Annotated in this window: 18 protein-coding genes; 8 read left to right on the top strand and 10 right to left on the bottom strand. The window is 53.2% G+C overall.

Annotated features, from left to right (window positions below; all coding sequences use genetic code 11):
• Positions 1-275: 275 nt before the first annotated feature.
• The 3 genes from dksA to RMR24_RS10025 form a co-directional block, all read right to left on the bottom strand.
• Entirely contained in the window at positions 276-1574 is a 1299-nt protein-coding gene (gene dksA, locus RMR24_RS10015; RefSeq protein ID WP_310614939.1) for an RNA polymerase-binding protein DksA, read from the bottom strand.
• A 114-nt stretch (positions 1575-1688) separates the two neighbouring features.
• Positions 1689-2807 carry a GTP-binding protein gene (locus RMR24_RS10020; RefSeq protein WP_310614940.1) on the bottom strand — a complete coding sequence of 373 codons (1119 nt, stop codon included), beginning with the start codon at positions 2805-2807 and terminating at the stop codon, positions 1689-1691.
• A 27-nt stretch (positions 2808-2834) separates the two neighbouring features.
• Entirely contained in the window at positions 2835-4058 is a 1224-nt protein-coding gene (locus tag RMR24_RS10025) for a class I SAM-dependent methyltransferase (RefSeq protein ID WP_310614941.1), read from the bottom strand.
• Between the two features lie 42 nt (positions 4059-4100).
• On the opposite strand from RMR24_RS10025, the gene RMR24_RS10030 reads away from it, so the two are divergent.
• Positions 4101-4301: a hypothetical protein gene (locus tag RMR24_RS10030; RefSeq protein WP_310614942.1), complete on the top strand. Its 201-nt coding sequence runs from the start codon at positions 4101-4103 to the stop codon at positions 4299-4301.
• Positions 4302-4354: 53 nt separating this feature from the next.
• Here RMR24_RS10030 and RMR24_RS10035 read toward each other — a convergent pair whose 3' ends face one another.
• The 4 genes from RMR24_RS10035 to RMR24_RS10050 all read right to left on the bottom strand — a co-directional run bounded on the left by RMR24_RS10035 (position 4355) and on the right by RMR24_RS10050 (position 7988).
• Positions 4355-5281 (bottom strand): tyrosine recombinase XerC, encoded by a 927-nt coding sequence (locus RMR24_RS10035; protein ID WP_310614943.1) that lies wholly within the window; start codon positions 5279-5281, stop codon positions 4355-4357.
• Between the two features lie 35 nt (positions 5282-5316).
• Positions 5317-6021, bottom strand: coding sequence for a DUF484 family protein (locus RMR24_RS10040; protein ID WP_310614944.1), 705 nt, complete (start codon positions 6019-6021; stop codon positions 5317-5319).
• Positions 6018-6875 (bottom strand): diaminopimelate epimerase, encoded by an 858-nt coding sequence (dapF, locus tag RMR24_RS10045; protein ID WP_310614945.1) that lies wholly within the window; start codon positions 6873-6875, stop codon positions 6018-6020. The genes RMR24_RS10040 and dapF overlap by 4 nt, the downstream gene beginning before the upstream one ends.
• Before the next feature lie 123 nt (positions 6876-6998).
• The gene (locus RMR24_RS10050) at positions 6999-7988 is read right to left on the bottom strand and encodes a tripartite tricarboxylate transporter substrate binding protein (RefSeq protein ID WP_310614946.1); all 990 of its coding nucleotides are present in this window, start codon (positions 7986-7988) and stop codon (positions 6999-7001) included.
• Positions 7989-8204: 216 nt separating this feature from the next.
• Here RMR24_RS10050 and RMR24_RS10055 point away from each other — a divergent pair, with 216 nt between their 5' ends.
• From RMR24_RS10055 to RMR24_RS10075, 5 genes are read left to right on the top strand one after another with little or no spacing between them, the layout of a single operon-like run.
• The gene (locus RMR24_RS10055) at positions 8205-9338 is read left to right on the top strand and encodes a hypothetical protein (protein ID WP_310614947.1); all 1134 of its coding nucleotides are present in this window, start codon (positions 8205-8207) and stop codon (positions 9336-9338) included.
• Positions 9335-10411: a GTP-binding protein gene (locus RMR24_RS10060; protein ID WP_310614948.1), complete on the top strand. Its 1077-nt coding sequence runs from the start codon at positions 9335-9337 to the stop codon at positions 10409-10411. The genes RMR24_RS10055 and RMR24_RS10060 overlap by 4 nt, the downstream gene beginning before the upstream one ends.
• Positions 10408-11343, top strand: coding sequence for an NAD(P)-dependent oxidoreductase (locus tag RMR24_RS10065; RefSeq protein WP_310614949.1), 936 nt, complete (start codon positions 10408-10410; stop codon positions 11341-11343). Before RMR24_RS10060 ends, RMR24_RS10065 begins: the two co-directional genes overlap by 4 nt.
• Before the next feature lie 21 nt (positions 11344-11364).
• Positions 11365-11790: a heme-binding protein gene (locus RMR24_RS10070; protein ID WP_310614950.1), complete on the top strand. Its 426-nt coding sequence runs from the start codon at positions 11365-11367 to the stop codon at positions 11788-11790.
• A gap of 15 nt (positions 11791-11805) precedes the next feature.
• Positions 11806-12501: a fumarylacetoacetate hydrolase family protein gene (locus RMR24_RS10075; protein WP_310614951.1), complete on the top strand. Its 696-nt coding sequence runs from the start codon at positions 11806-11808 to the stop codon at positions 12499-12501.
• Positions 12502-12508: 7 nt separating this feature from the next.
• Here the strand turns inward: RMR24_RS10075 and RMR24_RS10080 are convergent, their stop codons facing one another.
• Genes RMR24_RS10080 through RMR24_RS10090 form a run of 3 tightly spaced genes read right to left on the bottom strand, consistent with a single transcriptional unit; the run spans position 12509 to position 15292 of the window.
• Positions 12509-13069, bottom strand: a complete 561-nt coding sequence (locus RMR24_RS10080; protein ID WP_310614952.1) for a carboxymuconolactone decarboxylase family protein — start codon at positions 13067-13069, stop codon at positions 12509-12511.
• Positions 13066-14301 carry an FAD-dependent monooxygenase gene (locus RMR24_RS10085; RefSeq protein WP_310614953.1) on the bottom strand — a complete coding sequence of 412 codons (1236 nt, stop codon included), beginning with the start codon at positions 14299-14301 and terminating at the stop codon, positions 13066-13068. Before RMR24_RS10085 ends, RMR24_RS10080 begins: the two co-directional genes overlap by 4 nt.
• A 22-nt stretch (positions 14302-14323) precedes the next feature.
• Complete coding sequence (locus tag RMR24_RS10090; protein WP_310614954.1) at positions 14324-15292, bottom strand: NAD(P)-dependent oxidoreductase; 969 nt, start codon at positions 15290-15292, stop codon at positions 14324-14326.
• Between the two features lie 67 nt (positions 15293-15359).
• Between RMR24_RS10090 and RMR24_RS10095 the strand changes: the two genes are divergently transcribed.
• Both RMR24_RS10095 and RMR24_RS10100 read left to right on the top strand, forming a co-directional pair.
• On the top strand, positions 15360-16412 hold the full coding sequence (locus RMR24_RS10095) for a Gfo/Idh/MocA family oxidoreductase (protein ID WP_310614955.1): 1053 nt from the start codon (positions 15360-15362) through the stop codon (positions 16410-16412).
• Between the two features lie 5 nt (positions 16413-16417).
• Positions 16418-17137, top strand: coding sequence for a TetR/AcrR family transcriptional regulator (locus tag RMR24_RS10100; RefSeq protein WP_310614956.1), 720 nt, complete (start codon positions 16418-16420; stop codon positions 17135-17137).
• The last annotated feature ends 17 nt before the right edge of the window (positions 17138-17154 follow it).

Below are 17154 nucleotides of genomic sequence, written 5' to 3' on the forward strand. Positions count from 1 at the left end.
ACAACTAAGCGGGACGAAAAAGCCAAAAGGCACTTTTCACCACTTAATTGCACTTATTTGCACTGTAGCAGGAAAACCTGTTCAGAACACCCGAATTGGTAATTTTTTCAATGAAATCAACAACTTACAGCGATTTTAACATGCGCGCCACAAGCTAAAAATCGTTATAAATGAAGCACTTAGATAAGGCACTAAAAGTGGCTTGTGAAGAGAAAAAGACATAAAAAAAGCAGACCGAGAGGTCTGCTTTTTGAAGATTTTTGGCGTTTTGGCCATCAATCTCCGAACATGCGCTGCTTAATTTCGCGACGTTCTTGTGCTTCGAGTGACAAACTGGCCGTTGGGCGGGCCAACAATCGGCCCACGCCGATGGCTTCACCAGTTTCGTCACAGTAGCCATAGTCACCACTGTCGATGCGGTGGATGGACTGCTCAATTTTCTTGAGCAACTTGCGTTCACGGTCACGTGTGCGCAATTCCAGGGCGTGCTCCTCTTCAATGGTGGCGCGATCGGCTGGATCGGGCACCACCACGGTGTCTTCACGCAGATGTTCGGTGGTTTCGCTGGCATTGCTGAGCACTTCGTTTTTCAGCTGTACGAGCTTGAGTCGGAAAAATGCCATTTGCATGTCATTCATGTACTCGGCGTCGGGCATGGCGATGATTTCAGCATCGGTCATTTGGTCAACCGTTTTGGTTTTCCAGTTATTGGCGAGCTTGGCGTCTTTTTTAGGTATCACAGGAACAATGGTTGGAGCGGAGGGTGCCGTCATGGGCATAAAGCTGTTCTTGGCTGCGTTGGACGCAACCACTTGAGCTGGCGGGGGTGGGACCAAAGCCGCCATCTTGGCAGCTCTGGAGTTTTTCTTGTGCACCACAGGGGTGTAGCCAGGAATGATGGGGGTGACATGCACGAAGGGTGCAGGCGCAGCCACCACTTTGGCCTTGGTTTCTTTGGCGGGCTTGGCAGCCTTGACCGCAGCAGCTTTGACCACAACGGGCTTAGCGGCTTTGACGGGTGTTGGTTTAGCAGCGGGTGCCTTCTTAACAGGTGCAACCTTGGCTGCTGGTTTGACAGCGGCTTTTGGCGCAGCCTTTGCTGGCTTGGCAGCAACCTTGGATGCTGGCTTGGTCGCTGCTTTTTTAGCAACAGGCTTGGCTGCCGCTTTCACAGCAACTTTGACTGTCTTGGCGGGTGTCTTGACAGCCTTTGCGGGAGCCTTCACCAACTTGACAGGCGCTTTGACTACTTTGGCGGGTGCTTTGGTCGACACTGTTTTTTTAGCCGGTGCTGCGGTCTTATTGGCGACTACCTTTTTGACTGCAGCTTTAGGTGCAGCCGCTTTCTTAACAGATGCGGCCTTGGCAATCGCCTTCTTAGCAGCCATTTTGGCTGGCGCAGCTTTTTTAGCCAAAGGCTTAGACGCTGGCTTGGCAGACTTTGCAGGGGTCTTCACCACCACAGGTTTTTTCACGATCTTCTTCGCTACCGCTTTGGGCGATGCAACTGTTTTAGACGCTTTTTTAGCGGGAACAGGCTTTTTAGTAGCGGTTTTCTTGGATTTAGCGTTCACTGTGGGTCTCCTAGCGGCCTCAGACAGCACGGGTGTGCTGGCAGGGTCTGGCGCGCGGGATTGTAGCCACAATCCCCAAGGTTTCATTAATTTAGCGAAATCTAACAAAATTCATCAAACCAAGGACTGATCAAGACCCTGGATCAAGATGTCCTTGGGCAAGTCAATCCCAATGAACACCATCTTGCTGATGCGCTCTTCGCCTTCAGCCCAATCAGGGCCCAAATCACTGCCCATCAACTGGTGCACACCTTGGAAGATCACCTTCTTCTCAGTGCCCTTCATGTTCAAGACACCTTTGTAGCGCAGCATCTTGGGGCCGTAAATGTTGACGATGGCGCCCAGAAAATCTTCCAGCTTGGCGGGATCGAACTGGCGCTTGGACTTGTAGACAAAGCTCTTCACGTCGTCATCGTGGTGGTGATGGTGACCGGGGCCGTGGTCATGCGCATGTGAGGGGTGGTCGCAGTGCTCGCCGTGTTCATGGCCGTGGTCGTGATGGGCGTGGTCGTCGTGCCCGTGGCCATGCTGGTGTGAAGGATGGTCGCAATGCTCACCATCGTGGTGGTGATGGTCGTCATCGGCCAAAAAGTCTGGGTCGATGTCGAGCTTGGCGTTCAAGTTAAAGCCGCGCAGATCAAACACTTCGCTCAAGGCCACTTCGCCAAAGTGCACCACTTTCTGTGGGGCGCGTGGGTTCATGTGCTTCAGGCGGTGCTGCAAAGCATCTAACTCAGCGGGCGTCACGAGGTCGGCTTTGCTGATGAAGATCTGGTCTGCAAAGCCCACTTGGCGGCGCGCTTCTTGGCGGTCGTTCAGCTGCTGGGCGGCGTGTTTGGCATCGACCAAGGTCAAGATGGAGTCGAGCAAAAAGCTCTCGGCAATCTCGTCGTCCATGAAAAAGGTTTGCGCCACAGGACCGGGGTCAGCCAAACCGGTGGTTTCGATCACCACACGGTCAAAGTCCAAAAGGCCTTTGCGCTTTTTGGCGGCCAACAACTGCAGCGTGGTGCGCAAGTCTTCGCGGATCGAGCAGCACACGCAGCCGTTGTTCATCTGAATGATTTGCTCGTTGGTGTCAGACACCAAAATTTCGTTGTCGATGTTTTCTTCGCCAAACTCGTTTTCGATGATGGCAATCTTTTGGCCGTGGGCCTCGGTCAGCACGCGCTTGAGCAAGGTGGTTTTGCCCGAGCCCAAAAAGCCGGTCAGGATGGTGGCAGGGATCAACATGAGAGAGCCTTGTGAGAAGTAACTGAATTAACCCGATATTGTGGCTGAGTTGGTTTTTTCAACCAGCTCTGCCGCTTTGACCACCACCAAACCCTTGAGGTATTCGCCCTCGGGAAAGGTCAAGGTCATCGGATGGTCAGGCGCGCCTTGCATGCGCTCGCTGATGTAGCCATCGCACGGCGCATCAATACCTGCCGATGCGATGATTTTGTGGAACAAATCAGCGCTGATACCACCCGAGCAGCTGTAGGTAAACAGCACGCCACCCGGCTCTAGCAGCTTGAACGCCAAGCGGTTGATGTCTTTGTAGGCGCGCGCCGCGCGGTCGGCATGAGCGGCCGTTGGCGCAAACTTAGGCGGGTCCAGCACGATGGCATCAAAGGTTCGGCCTTCTTGAATGAACTGTCGCAACGAGGCATTCACATCCGCATCCATCATGGTGGTGCGTGCGGCATCAAAGCCGTTCAGCGCCACGTTGGCTTTGGCCAGCTCAATCGCGGGGCCAGATGAGTCGATCGACGTCACATGCGCCGCACCGCCCGCCAACGCCGCCACAGTAAAGCCGCCGGTGTAGCAATAGCAATTGAGCACGCGCTGAAACTGCAAGCGCTTGGCGTAATCGGAAAACTTCTTGCGGCTGTCGCGTTGGTCCAAATAAAAACCAGTCTTGTGCCCCTCGGCCACATCCAGCGACAGCTGCCAATCGTGCTCGCGCAGCACCACCCCCGTAGCGCCCTCACCGCGCAACCAGCCTGTGACTTCAGGCAAGCCCTCGAGCTTGCGCACGTTGGAGTCTGAGCGTTCGTAGAGTTTGGTCAAGCCTGTTTGCGCCAGCAACTCGTCCGCAATCACGTTTTTCCAACGCTCAGTGCCGCACGACAAAAACGACGCCACCAAGATGTCGTCATAACGGTCGACGATCAGGCCAGGCAAACCATCGGACTCGCCGTGAATCAAACGCACGCCGTTGCTTTGGATGTCAAAACGGCTACGCGCGGCAATGGCGCGAGCGATGGAAGCTTTGAAGAACGAGGCATCAATGCGCTGGCCTTCGTCAAAACTCCAAATACGCGCGCGAATTTTCGATTCGGGGCTGCACGATGCCCAGCCCAAAAACTGGCCGTCGCTCGATTCCACGCGCACGGTTTCACCCGCGTCGCCGCTGCCTTTGGCAATGGCACCGTCAAAAATCCACGGATGGCGGCGCAAGGCAGAACGCTCTTTGCCTTCTCTTAGCTTGATTGTTTTCATTGACTCAATTGTCGTTTGAGTCGTTGGGGGTTTACGTCTTGCGTGGCTGTTTATTTCGCTTCGCCACGTCGCGTACCGGAGCCCGCTGCGGCTCATGCGTCGCTGCGCGCCAAAATCGCCGCATCGGGCTCCGGTGCACGACATGGCTACGAGTGTTTGGTAACGAAGTATTGGCTAGCAAACAAGGTCCAAGTCAGGGGCGGGGTAGGCGTTGAGGCGATTTTGGCGCGCAGCGACGCATGAGCCGATGCGCCTGTCCCACCCCTGACTTGGGCCGGAGCAACATCAAAGAAGCGTTACTTCTTCCTAGCCCGTGGATGCGCAGAGTCATACGCCTGCGCCAAATGTTGAAAGTCCAGCCGCGTGTACACCTGCGTGGTGGTGATGTTGGCGTGGCCCAGCAGCTCTTGCACGCCGCGCAAATCTTGGCTGGACTGCAAGAGATGGCTGGCAAACGAATGGCGCAGCATGTGCGGGTGCACAGGCGTAGACAGGCCCGCTTTCAAGCTGCGCTGACGCAAGCGCTGCCACACGGCTTGCGCAGTCAGGCGTGTGCCATTGCGGCCAATGAACATGGCGGTTTGTTCGGCGGTAGCGGGCGTGAGGCCTTGCTGGCGCATTGCCACCCATGCTTGCATGGCCTCTAGCGCTTTGCGACCCACGGGCACGCTGCGGCGTTTGCTGCCTTTGCCCAGCACATGGGCTTCGCCACCTTCAAAGTCAATCCAGCCTTTGGCTTGTGCGCCTGCTTGCACGTCCAGGCCCACCAGCTCGCCCACACGCAGGCCGCAGCCGTACAGCAGCTCCACCAGGGCTGAGTCGCGGCACTCTAGCCACGGGTCGGCGGTGTCTGAGGCAGCTTGGTACTCGGCTAGTTGCACAGCATCGTCCACACTCAAGGCTTTGGGCAAGGGCTTGGGCGCTTTGGGCGCGCGCACGTCTTGCACGGGGTTGCTGGTGACCAAGCCCTGACGGCCCAGCCACACGTAAAACCCGCGCCAGCCTGAGAGGATGAGTGCAATGCCGCGCCCGCTGCGACCACCGCTGTGCATGTGCGAGACCCAGCGGCGAATGTGCATACTTTGCACAGCCTCAAGCGCCACATTGGCTTCGGCTGCGTAGTCGGTGAGTTTTTCAAGGTCTAGCGTGTAGAGCGTTACAGTGCGCTCGGCCAAGCGCTTTTCAAAGCGCACATGGTCGAGGTAGCGGGCGACCAAGTGCATGTGCTTTGAATGCGTGTTTATTAACGCAGGTGACTTCAACGAAGATGAGATAACGCCGCGCTGGCCAAGTCACCCATGCGTTCGATGATGGTGGTGCCCATGCCCTCGTAGTAACGCTGTGGGTCGGGCGATGCCAACACCAACAAGCCAATCACCGGCTGCTCAGCCGCGGTTACTGACGTGTCCTCGGGGCGGGTGGCACGCAAAGCGATGAAGGCCACCGACTGAGCTGCGACTGGGTCTGCCAACCACTGCACGGCGTCGAAGTTGTTGTTGATGCCCACGTAAGGTTTGGTCAACGAGGCAGCGAAGTCTTTGATGGGATCGATCACACTTTGCGCGAAAGGCTCAATTTTGAAATCCTCGCGCACACCCCATACCTTGATGGCCACTTGCGGGACCATGAAGTCATGTTGGATGTGGTCCGCAATGGTGTGTGGCAAATCACGCGCATTGCTGGTCATCAACAAGGTTTTGACCCAGCGCTGCATGCGCTCGATCAGCACCTCGTTTTCTGTCCCGTGGCGCATCATGTCCATCATGCGCAGCTCGAGGGCGCGAATCTTCTCGCGCATCATTTCGGCTTGACGCTCTTGCAAGCTAATGGCGCGGTGGCTGTGTGGGCTGTTGAGCTTGACAGCGGACAACAGCTCGGCGTGCCGCTCGAAAAAATCTGGCGTGTTCACCAAAAAATTGGCAATGTCGTCTTCGGTAATGGGGTTCATGGCAGCGTTGGTCATAGGGTGTCCGGAATCGTAATTTCGCCTTGGAAGACGGTGGTGGCTGGGCCAGTCATGTGCACGGGTGTGTCGCCGCCCTGCCATTCAATGGTGAGTGTCCCGCCATGGGTTTGTACAGTCACGCGTGGGTCAAGCAGGCCCCAGCGAATGCCCGTGACCACCGCGGCACAAGCGCCAGTGCCGCACGCCAGCGTTTCGCCTGAACCGCGTTCGAACACACGCAAGCGCACGTCGCTGCGGCTCAGCACTTGCATGAAGCCTGCGTTCACGCGCTTAGGGAATGCGGCGTGGTGTTCAATGAGGGAGCCTTGCTCCAACACAGGGGCAGTGTCCACATCGTCTACGACTTGCACAGCGTGTGGGTTGCCCATCGACACCACGCCCACTTTGGGTGAGTCGCCATTGCCAAGTTGCAGTTGCCATTGGGTGTCGTTGAGTGCTTGGGCATATTTGGGTGCAAACGGCACTTGCGGCAAGTCAAACACGGGCGCCCCCATGTCCACCGTCACTTGGCCGTCAGGCATTTCTTGCAAGGTAATGACGCCGCCATGCACTTTGACGCGCACGGTGGTTTTATCGGTCAGGCCTTGTTCGCGCACAAAGCGCACAAAGCAGCGCGAGCCATTGCCGCACTGCTCCACCTCGCCGCCGTCGGCGTTGTGGATGACGTATTCAAAGTCCACATCAGCCTGCGGCGCGGGACGCACGGTGAGAATTTGGTCTGCGCCCACGCCAAAGTGGCGGTCGGCCAGAAAACGGTAGTGGGCGGGGGTGAGGTTCAAACGCTGGGTGGTCTCGTCCAAGACCACGAAGTCGTTGCCTGCGCCCTGCATTTTGGTGAAGCGAATTCGCATGCGCTGATTATCAGGTAATCGTCAAGCACCTTATGGGCCATTGACTTCGCATGCGTGTTGACTGAGTTTGACCGTGCTCACCTCAACGAGATTGACTGAGCACGGTCACTAGCAATGAACCGATCACTCGGCTTTGATGTTGTTGTCAGCAATGAGCTTGGAGTACTTGGCATTCTCAGAAGCCAAGAAAGCCTTGAACTCATCTTGTGATGTGGCCAATGCTTCCACACCCAAACCAGTAAATCTATCTTTGAGGTCAGGATTGGCCATGATTTTGACCAAGGCGCTGTGGTAGGCATCAACAATGGGTTTGGGCGTGCCTGCTGGCAAGAAAACGCCCCACCAATTCACAGCGACCAAGCCGGGCAAACCAGCTTCTGCAAAAGTGGGGACATCAGGCATCATGGGCGAGCGCTTGGCGCTAGTGATGGCCAATGCACGCAAACGACCTGATTTGATGTGCTGACTCACAGGCAATGCGTCTGACACCATCATGTCAATTTGACCCGCCAATAAGTCATTGACCGCCAAACCGCCGCCCTTGTAAGGTACCCCCGTCATTTTGATATTGGCTTGGCGCATGATCAGCTCACCACCCAAGTGCGCCATGCTGCCAGGGCCACTGGTACCAAAATTTAAACTGTCTGGCTTATTACGTGCAGCCGTCAAAAGCTCGCTTAAGTTTTTGAAAGGCGACGCCGTTGGAACCGCCAAGATGTTTGGCCCAGTTGCTGTCAACGCAACGGGGATAAAGTCTTTGTCCATGTTGTATGGAACCTTGGTGATCAATGGATTCACTGATGCAGGTCCTAAGTTGCCAACCACGAAGGTGTAACCATCTGCTGGCTGACGCGCTGTGAACTCCATACCAATAGAGCCAGCAGCACCCGGCTTGCTCTCAATAATGACAGGTTGACCCCAGTGCTCACTGAGCTTTTGACCCATGATGCGTGCCATCAAATCTGAGCTACCGCCTGCAGGGTAGGTCACGACCAACTTGACGGGCTTGTTGGGAAAGTTTTGGGCGAAAGATGACATAGATACACAACTCACCAGCACGGCAATGCCAGCATAAAAACTCTTCTTCCAACGCAATGACAATTTAGAACTCATCAGGTGTCTCCTTGGTTTCATAGTTAGGGAATGTTGTTAGATCATTTGATCTCCAAGTTGCTATATTACAGATTCCAAATAATTTTTGATGAGTATTTACCCATGCTTCATGCGCCACAACCTGCTTCGCGTGCTGACCAAACCTTGTCACACAACATGAAATTGCTAGCCCACCATGAGCTTGCAGGCTTTGGTGGTTTGGGAGAGGGAATGTCAATGCAGATGACCTCCGACGGTCGTCGCATTCTGTGGCTAGCGCACGAGTCAGCTCCGAAGAATTTTTCGGGTGTTGATGTGACAGACCCCACCAATCCCAAACTCATCGTGCAAACCGAGTTGCCGCACATGAAACTGCGCTCCAACTCCTTAGACGTTGTTGGTGACATCATGGTCGTGGCTTACCAAGCCAGTACCGTCGGCATCAAACCCGCGGGCATCGATATCTTTGATGTAAGCCAACCGGAAACACCACGTTTGCTTTCACACTTCGACTGCTCAGGCCCGCATTCACGAGGTGTGCATGCGGTGTGGTTTGTGGACGGTAAATATGTTCACATGTCTTCCGGCGCGTCAGACTTTCAACCCCGCAATCCCCTCGACGATCAGTTCTACCGCATCCTCGACATCTCTGACCCCACCAAGCCTGTGGAAGTAGGCCGCTGGTGGTATCCGGGCACACGCGAGGGCGATGAGGCACCTCCACCACCGCGGCTACCAAAGCAATTCGATACGGGCTTTCGCACACACAACACAAACGTGTTTCCAGAGCGTCCAGACCGCGCCTTTGTTGGCTACATCGATGGTGGCGCTGTGGTGCTTGACATCTCAGACATGAGCAACATCAAGGTTGTATCCCAGTGGAACCATTCCCCACCATTCAACGGCTTTACGCACACCGTGTTGCCACTGTTTGATCGTGGGCTCTGGATCGTCAGTGATGAATGCGTGCAAGACAATGGCGCAGATTGGCCCAAGCTGGTGTGGGTAGTGGATGCCCGTAACGAGGGAAATCCCGTTCCGATTGGCACCTTCCCCGCGCCGTCTTTTGAAGCCTTCGCCAAACGTGGCGGGCGGTTTGGCGCACATAACTTGCATGAAAACTTGCCTGGCCCAACCTCATTCCGTTCTGACACCATCATTGTTGGTTCGTTTTTCAATGCAGGTGTGCGTGTGTACGACACCAGCAATCCTTACCAAGTGCAAGAGATAGCCTATTTCGTGCCGGGCGCGCCCAAGCTATCTCCCGCAGGTGCAATTCAACTCAATGATGTGTACGTAGACGACAGGCGTATCGTCTACACCGTGGACCGTTTCACGGGCGGTTTGTACATTCTTGAAATGAACATTTGAACGAGCGCTCAGTGACTTGGTCGCGTGATGCGTTGGCCGGAAAGATTCCAGTGACTTTGGTCACTGGGTTCTTGGGCAGCGGGAAAACCACCCTCATTTCCAAACTGTTGTTGCATCCTGAAATGCGACGTGTGGCAGTTGTCATCAATGAAGTTGGCGAAATCGGGATTGACCATGACTTGGTCACCATGTCTTCAGAAAACATCACCCTGTTAGCGAATGGTTGCATTTGCTGCTCAGTTCGCACAGATTTACAAGAAACTTTGCGCGATTTGTTTGCCCAACGTCGCGTCGGCGAGGTGTTTGATTTTGACCGAGTGATTGTTGAAACCACAGGGTTGGCTGACCCTGCGCCCGTGGTGCAAACACTCGCAAGCGACACTTTATTGGCGGCACATTACCGTTTAGATGGTTTAATCACTCTGGTCGATGCCGTGAACGGCTCTGGGCAGATCAAGCAACAAACTGAGGCTATCAAACAAATCGCCATTGCTGACAAAATCTTCATCACGAAATCCGATTTGACGGGTTCAGATGACATCAAAATTTTGTCTGGATTGATTCGCGAGCTAAATGCACAGGCGCCCATCGAGCTCATCCAAAATGGCGAGGTTGCGCCGTCCGCACTGATTGATTTAGGGTTATCCAGCTCTCGCGCCAGCGACAACACCCTGCGTTTTTTAGGCGAAGCCTTGGTTGCTTCAGACACCACAGAGCATGGTGGGCGTTACTTGGGGCAAAGATCGTCTTCACACGATGCATCCGTGCGTACCTTGTCATTGCGATTCACCCAACCCTTTGAATGGACTTCTTTCACAGCAGCCTTGGAGTTGCTAACCACGTTGCGCGGTCCGGACCTACTTCGCATGAAGGGCATTGTGAATGTGGAAGGCGAGCCTGTGGTGGTGCAAGGCGTTCAACACATTTTTCATACGCCTGTGAAGATGGACAGATGGCCTAGCGACGATCAAGATTCAAGGTTGGTCTTTATCGTTCGCCATATGGATGCCGATGTCATACGTCAGTTGTTTCAAGCTGTCGGGGCGGTGACGCATGGGAAAAATTCCAAATGAAATCTTCCGCCATGAAGAACACGCACGCCTTGCCGAAAATTGGACTGATAGGACTTGGCATCATGGGCGGTGCCATGGCGAAGTATTTGGTGGAATCAGGGTTCGATGTTTGCGGGTATGACATTGATCCAAAAGCCAGGGCTCGCTTGAAGAACCTGGGCGGCAAACCGTACACAAGCATTGCGCGTGTTGTGCAACACGTTGACATTGCCATCACATCGCTGCCCAGCGCCCAAGCATTGAAAGCAGTCACACAAGAAATCACGCAAAACTTGGTCAAAGCCAATGGGGTTGGGAAAGTTGTCATTGAAACAAGCACGCTGCCCATTCAAGACAAAGAGTCATGTGCCAAACATCTGAAATCTGTTGGCATCGTTACTCTAGACTGCCCGATCATCGGAACGGTGTCTCATCTCAAAGATCGCACCTGGACCATTTTTGCTAGTGGCCCGAAAAAAAGTTACCTTCAAGTTCTGCCACTCTTGCGCCAATTTACAGATGACACCCCCTACTTGGGGGTCTTTGGAAGTGGCACAAAAATGAAGCTTGCGGCAAATCATTTAGTTGCAATTTATAACGTGGCATACGCCGAGTCTGTGACCTTGGCACGCAAAATGGGCTTGGATCCGCGTGAGATGCTTCAACATTTCGGCAACAGCCCCATACTCGGAACGGGCGTCATGCGGTCACGCATGGCCATGATGGTGGAACGCCAATACGCTCCAGCAACCATGAAAGTGGAGGTCTGGCAAAAAGACATGGCCATCATTGGCGACCTTGCCAAAACGGTCAATTGCCCCACCCCGCTATTCACAGTTTCAGCTGATATCTACACAGCCGCAATGGCTCAAGGTTTAGCACTCGAAGACACTGCTGCAACTGCAGAGGTATTAGGATCCATGGCGGGAATCAAACCGCGAAGAAATCAATGACTTTTTTATCTGGAGAAAACCTTGACTCATCTTTCACTTAACCAAGCCAACCACATCATCCAAGAGGCATGCAAAGCTGCGCGTGCTGCAAATTACAAACCCATGGGCGTTGCAGTGCTTGACGCCTCAGGACAATTGATTGCATTTGGCCGTGAAGACGGTGCAAGCATGTTCAGATTCGATATCGCACGCGGCAAAGCATGGGGCGCAGTGGGTATGGGCGCTTCCAGCCGTGTGTTAGCAGAACGCGCCAAGGACAACCCAAACTTCTTCATCACCTTAGCGGCCACAGCGGAAGGTAAATTTTTGCCACAACCCGGTGCCGTGTTGATCAAAGACAGTCATGGCCACATTCTTGGAGCGGTTGGCGCTAGCGGCGGAACGGGTGACGAGGATGAAATCATTTGTGCTGCTGGTGTTCATGCAGCTGGCTTTCTGACAGAGTAATCACTAGGAGTTGATATGACATTACTTTTCCCAGCTAGCCCCACGGTCACTGTGCCAATTCGGGGTGAATCTACTCAGATGCCGATCCATCGCATCTATTGTGTTGGCCGAAACTATGAAGACCATGCCAAAGAGATGGGCTTCACAGGCCGCGAGCCCCCCTTCTTTTTCATGAAGCCAGCTGACGCACTGGTGGTAATTCCAGAAGGAACAACTGGTGAGATGCCTTACCCTTCTTTGACGACAAACCTGCACCACGAAATTGAACTCGTCGTGGCCATCGGCAAAGCCGGCAAAAACATCAAAGCGGCAGATGCCATGTCACACGTTTATGGCTATGCCGTCGGCTTAGACATGACGCGTCGCGATTTGCAAAACGACATGAAGAAGCAAGGTCGTCCTTGGTGCATCGGCAAAGCCTTTGACTTCAGTGCGCCGATGGGGCCGATTACCCCAAAAGCTCACGCTGGAAATATTGAACATTCAAATATCCAACTCACCGTCAATGGGGATGTTCGTCAAAAGAGCAGCATCGAGAAGTTGATTTGGAATATCAGCGAAACCATTGAGCATTTATCTGCTGCTTGGCAACTAGAAGCTGGTGACTTGATATTCACAGGCACACCTGAAGGCGTCAATGCCGTCAAGGCGGGCGACGTGATGGAGGGTTCAGTCGAAGGACTGGCAACCCTCAAAGTTCACGTTCGCTGAACGGCACTTAAAGCTGTGGAAGCGGCATCTTGGCACCAGCAGGTGCTGGGGTGCACGCACCATTCATGAGCACAGAAAGCATCGTGTAGTAACCCACGATGCCCAACAAGTCGACAGCCCCTTGTTCACCCAAATGCGTGATGGCCTGCGTCCAAGTTGCATCATTGATTCGTTTATCAACCAGCGACTGCACTGAAAAATCGTACACAAGCTGCTCATCAGCTTGGGTGAATCGTGGTTTTTGATTGAGACCAATCGTCTCAACAATGGATTCGCTGATACCTTCACGAATTGCAATAGGCGCGTGAATCGCCCACTCCACCTCCTGCGACCAATGGCGTGCCGTGACCAAAATCGCCAACTCTGACAAGCGCATCCCAATAGCGCTGCGGTAACGCAGATATTCACCCATACGTTGTGCGTGCGTGCACAACTCAGGACTGCGGAGCAATGGAATGAACGGTTCGATCAAACCTCCACGTGGGCCTCGGATGATTTCATCTGCGCACTCGCGCTGCGCTGGACTCCATTGCGAAGTGGGAATGAGGGGTAAGCGATCTTGGGTCATAGTGAGTTTTCTTTAAATTGTGATTGATGTCCATAGCGGCCCAAATCAATGGCCGTTTCATGAATGGCTTGGTGTTCACGCTGCGCCATCGGCTTGGTTTGTCCATCAGGAGACTTGACATAGCTACCCAACCAACGTGCTCGGTTAACTGCCGATTGTCCTGCAGCGAAACGTACGTTGGCATAGGCTGCAATCGCCTCTGCATTGGCGCCGTGCGCGCGAATAGCGTCTGCGATGGCAAGCGCATCTTGTGCCGCCTTTGCGACGCCCATGCCAATGTGCGGGCGAGCCACAAAAGCCGCATCACCCATCAAAGCTATGCGGCCAACAGAAACAGTGTCTGAGGCCAAATCAAAAATTGGCTGAAGAAATGGCTGCGGGGTTTTTTCAAGGATCTCAGCAAACTGAGGTGATAGCAAACGCCGCGCGTCTTCACGGACTTTGGCCAACTGTCGCCAAGCTACTTTGTGTGGTGGTATCCCTTGTGGATAGTGGACGCCGTCTGCATCAGTTAGCAAAGCTTGCAACTCGTCCCCCTCAGCAGCTGGGCGGTACCACACAAAGTTATAAGCACGATGACCGCGTGTGGTGTCGTTGTCCGAGCCAGCCACTGGGTAGCCAATGATTTGTTCGTCGGGCGGCACACAGAATCCAAAGTAATCAAACAAGGTGGTCTGCGTTAAGTTTGACAACAAAGATTCATCACACACGCCTCGCCAAGCGATATAGCCTGCGTATTTGGGTTGAATTTGCGGGAAAAATTGCTGCCTCACATTGGAACGAATGCCATCACTTGCAATCAACACGTCCGCCTGCCAAGTAGATTCTTTGCCATCGTTGACGGAGTACACATGCACGCTGGCGTCACGCTCTTCAACACGTGTCACCAAAGTACCCTGGTGATAACGATCAGATGGCAAGGCACTTCGCAAAATTTGATACAAACGACTCCACGATGTGAGCACCTGAGGCATATCAAACGCAATCAAGCTTTGACCGGATTGGTCTAACAACACACGCCCCGGCACTTCAACCCCTAGCGTGGCTTGCACATCAAGGCCTGCACGTTCGAGCGAATTGACAAGCACATCATGCGAGACGATGCCAGCACCACGGCCATTCATGGAGCCTTTTACTTTTTCAAGAACCTGAACATCATGGCCATCGCGGTGCAGCATGTTCGCAACAAACAAACCGCCCAGGGAGCCACCAATCACTAAAATGCGAGCCATATTTGATCAGTACCTTAAGCGTCTAACGCTTGCTTTTTTGCTTCAGCGCAGTTTTTTTCGGAATCGAAGACATTTTCTCCAACACATCGAACACAGCAGCCGTGTCATTGGCCTCATGCCCCATCCCCATGGCGGCGTTATAAAGTGGGATGGTTGCGGCAAATAATGGTGCTGGTACCTGTGCGTCTGCCAAAGCTTGCGCAATCAACTTCATGTCTTTTTGCCACACCGAGATTTTCATGGTGGCTTCTTTCCAACCTTCGTTTTCCATCATGGGGCCACGCACCTGCAACATGCGCGAACCACCAGCGCCATCGCTCAGCACTTTGACGGCTGTACTCGGTTTGATACCCCATCGTTGACCTAGCAACAGCGCCTCAGCAGTAGATACATTGTGGATAGCAACCAACAAATTGGCCATCAACTTCATCTTCATCCCATTGCCAAATGCACCCAAATCGAAATGCGCCTTAGAGAAACCTTCAAACACTGACGCCAGTCGACGAATATCTAGAGCAGGTCCGCTGGCATAGACTGTTAAATCTTTTCGTGCCGCCTGTGCACCCGTACCTGACAAAGGGCAGTCAAGTAAGGTCACGCCTTTCTTGGCCATCACATCGCGCGCAGCTTCTTTGTCTTTGATATCTAAGGTGCTGGTTTCAATCACCAACAACCCTTTACGTCCTGCTTGCGCTAAGACACGGGCGGTATCCATCAATGCACCAGCGCTGGGCAATGATGTGATGACAACATCTACCGACTGCGCCAAGTCAGCCGCGTCTTTGCTCACATGCCCACCCGAAGCTTTGAAGAGCTGCCGCGCTTTGGACGTGGGATCGAAGCCATGAACTTCAAAGCCAGCTTTCATCAAGTTGCCAGCCATTGCTGATCCCATGATGCCAAGACCCAGAAAACCTATACGTTCAAAATTTGCTTTAACAGAACCAGGTGTTTTGGTTTTGGATGGTTTGACTAATTTCTTGGTGCTCATTTGATCTCCAATTGTTGTATACGCTAAACTAGTTTATAGATAAGTAAAACTTCATGGAGACACGACTGTGACAGCAAATACCAATTCAAAAAACGACACACGCCCCGTCAAAATTGGACTCGTTGGTTACGGATGGTGGGGGAAAACCATAGCTCGCCAACTCGCGAACTCTTCTTGGCTTGAGCTTTCAGGAGTCGCAGAAGTCGATGCCAGCGTGCGATCTGCCATGCCATCTGACCCCATTCTTGCGGGGGTTGAGCTATTTGATTCGCCTGAACACCTGATGGCTAAATCTGGCTTAGAAGCAGTCATTTTGTGCACCCCGCACCAGCAGCACGCCGATCAAATGGTGTCTGCTTCCAATGCTGGATTACACATTTTTTGCGAAAAGCCACTGTGTCTTACACTCGCAGATGCCAAACGTGCCGTCGCACAGTGCCAATCCAAGCACTTAGTTTTAGGTATCGGACATGAACGCCGTTTTGAGCCTGAAATCATGGCCATGCGCCAACTCATCGCCGATGGCGCCTTGGGTGAAATCTTACAAATTGAAGCCAACTTCAGCCAAGACAAGTTCTTCGCACTCCCCAAAGACAACTGGCGACTCTCCAACAAATACGCCCCCGTCGGTCCATTGACCGCTACGGGTATTCATTTGGTAGATTTAAGCATTGCCTTGCTCGGCCCCTGTGAGTCACTTTGGGCCCGCTTAGCAACACTAGGTTCAGACTTTGAAAATGGCGACACGCTAGGCATCATGATGGGCTTTCCAAATGGCGCAAATGCCATGATCAGCGCTGTGTTGGCCACGCCATTTGAAGGACGCTTCGCTGTTTACGGCTCCAAAGGCTGGATTGAAATTCGAGATCGCACACATCCTGAAAACCCAACCGGCTGGGACATTACCACTGTGCTTCGCGGGCAAGAACCAGTGACGCGATTTGCATCTCCTCACCCGACAGTGTTGGCCAATTTGGAAGCCTTTGCAAAAGCCATTCGCAAAGTCGCGCCTTACCCCGTGACGACACAAGAAATGTTAGCTAACGTGGCTGCTCTTGAAGCCATCATGACATCAGTTCAAACACGCGGCTTGGTCCACGTCGCAGCACCCAACTTGTAAATTAAATGGTCACTAAGAAATCATCCACTCAGAAATCTTCAACTGGAGCCTCCGTCAGACTCAGCGGCGCAGAGCGTGAAAAACACATTGCGCAAGAAGCTGTTCGTTTTTTTGCAGAGGTCGGTTTTGGTGGCGATACACGCGAACTTGCCAAGCGCTTGGGTGTAACGCAATCGCTGCTCTACAAATATTTCCCAAACAAAGAAGCGCTTATCAATCGGGTCTATGAAGAGGTCTATCTAGGCAGATGGAACCCATTTTGGGAAAGTGTGGTGCGTGACCGCAGTATTCCGCTGCAAGAGCGTCTGACGAGGCATTACATCGAATATGCAAAAGCGGCCCTGACCCGCGACTGGGTCCGAATTTTTATGTTTTCCGGACTTCGCGGTGAAGACATCAACCGCAGGTATTTAGATATTTTGCGCGAACGCATTTTGGTGCCCATCGCCATTGAGCTACGTCATGAATTTGGGCTGCCAACCATTGACAAAATTCCACTCAAAAGCAATGAAATTGAATTGGTGTGGAGCATCAATGCTCGGGTGTTTTATTTTGGTCAACGCCAATGGATTTTTGATGTCCCCATTGAAGATGATCTTGAAGATCTCATCCGCATGACGATTGAACATTTCATCGCAGGCGCGCGGGTTGTGATGCCCAGCTTATTAGGGATAACGACAGTTTCCAAAAGTCGCGCTGGCGTGACAACCAAGGGAAAACTCTAATTGCTCTAGATCATGTG

Origin of the sequence: Limnohabitans sp. (genome assembly GCF_031539105.1) — a bacterium.
GTDB lineage: Bacteria > Pseudomonadota > Gammaproteobacteria > Burkholderiales > Burkholderiaceae_C > Limnohabitans.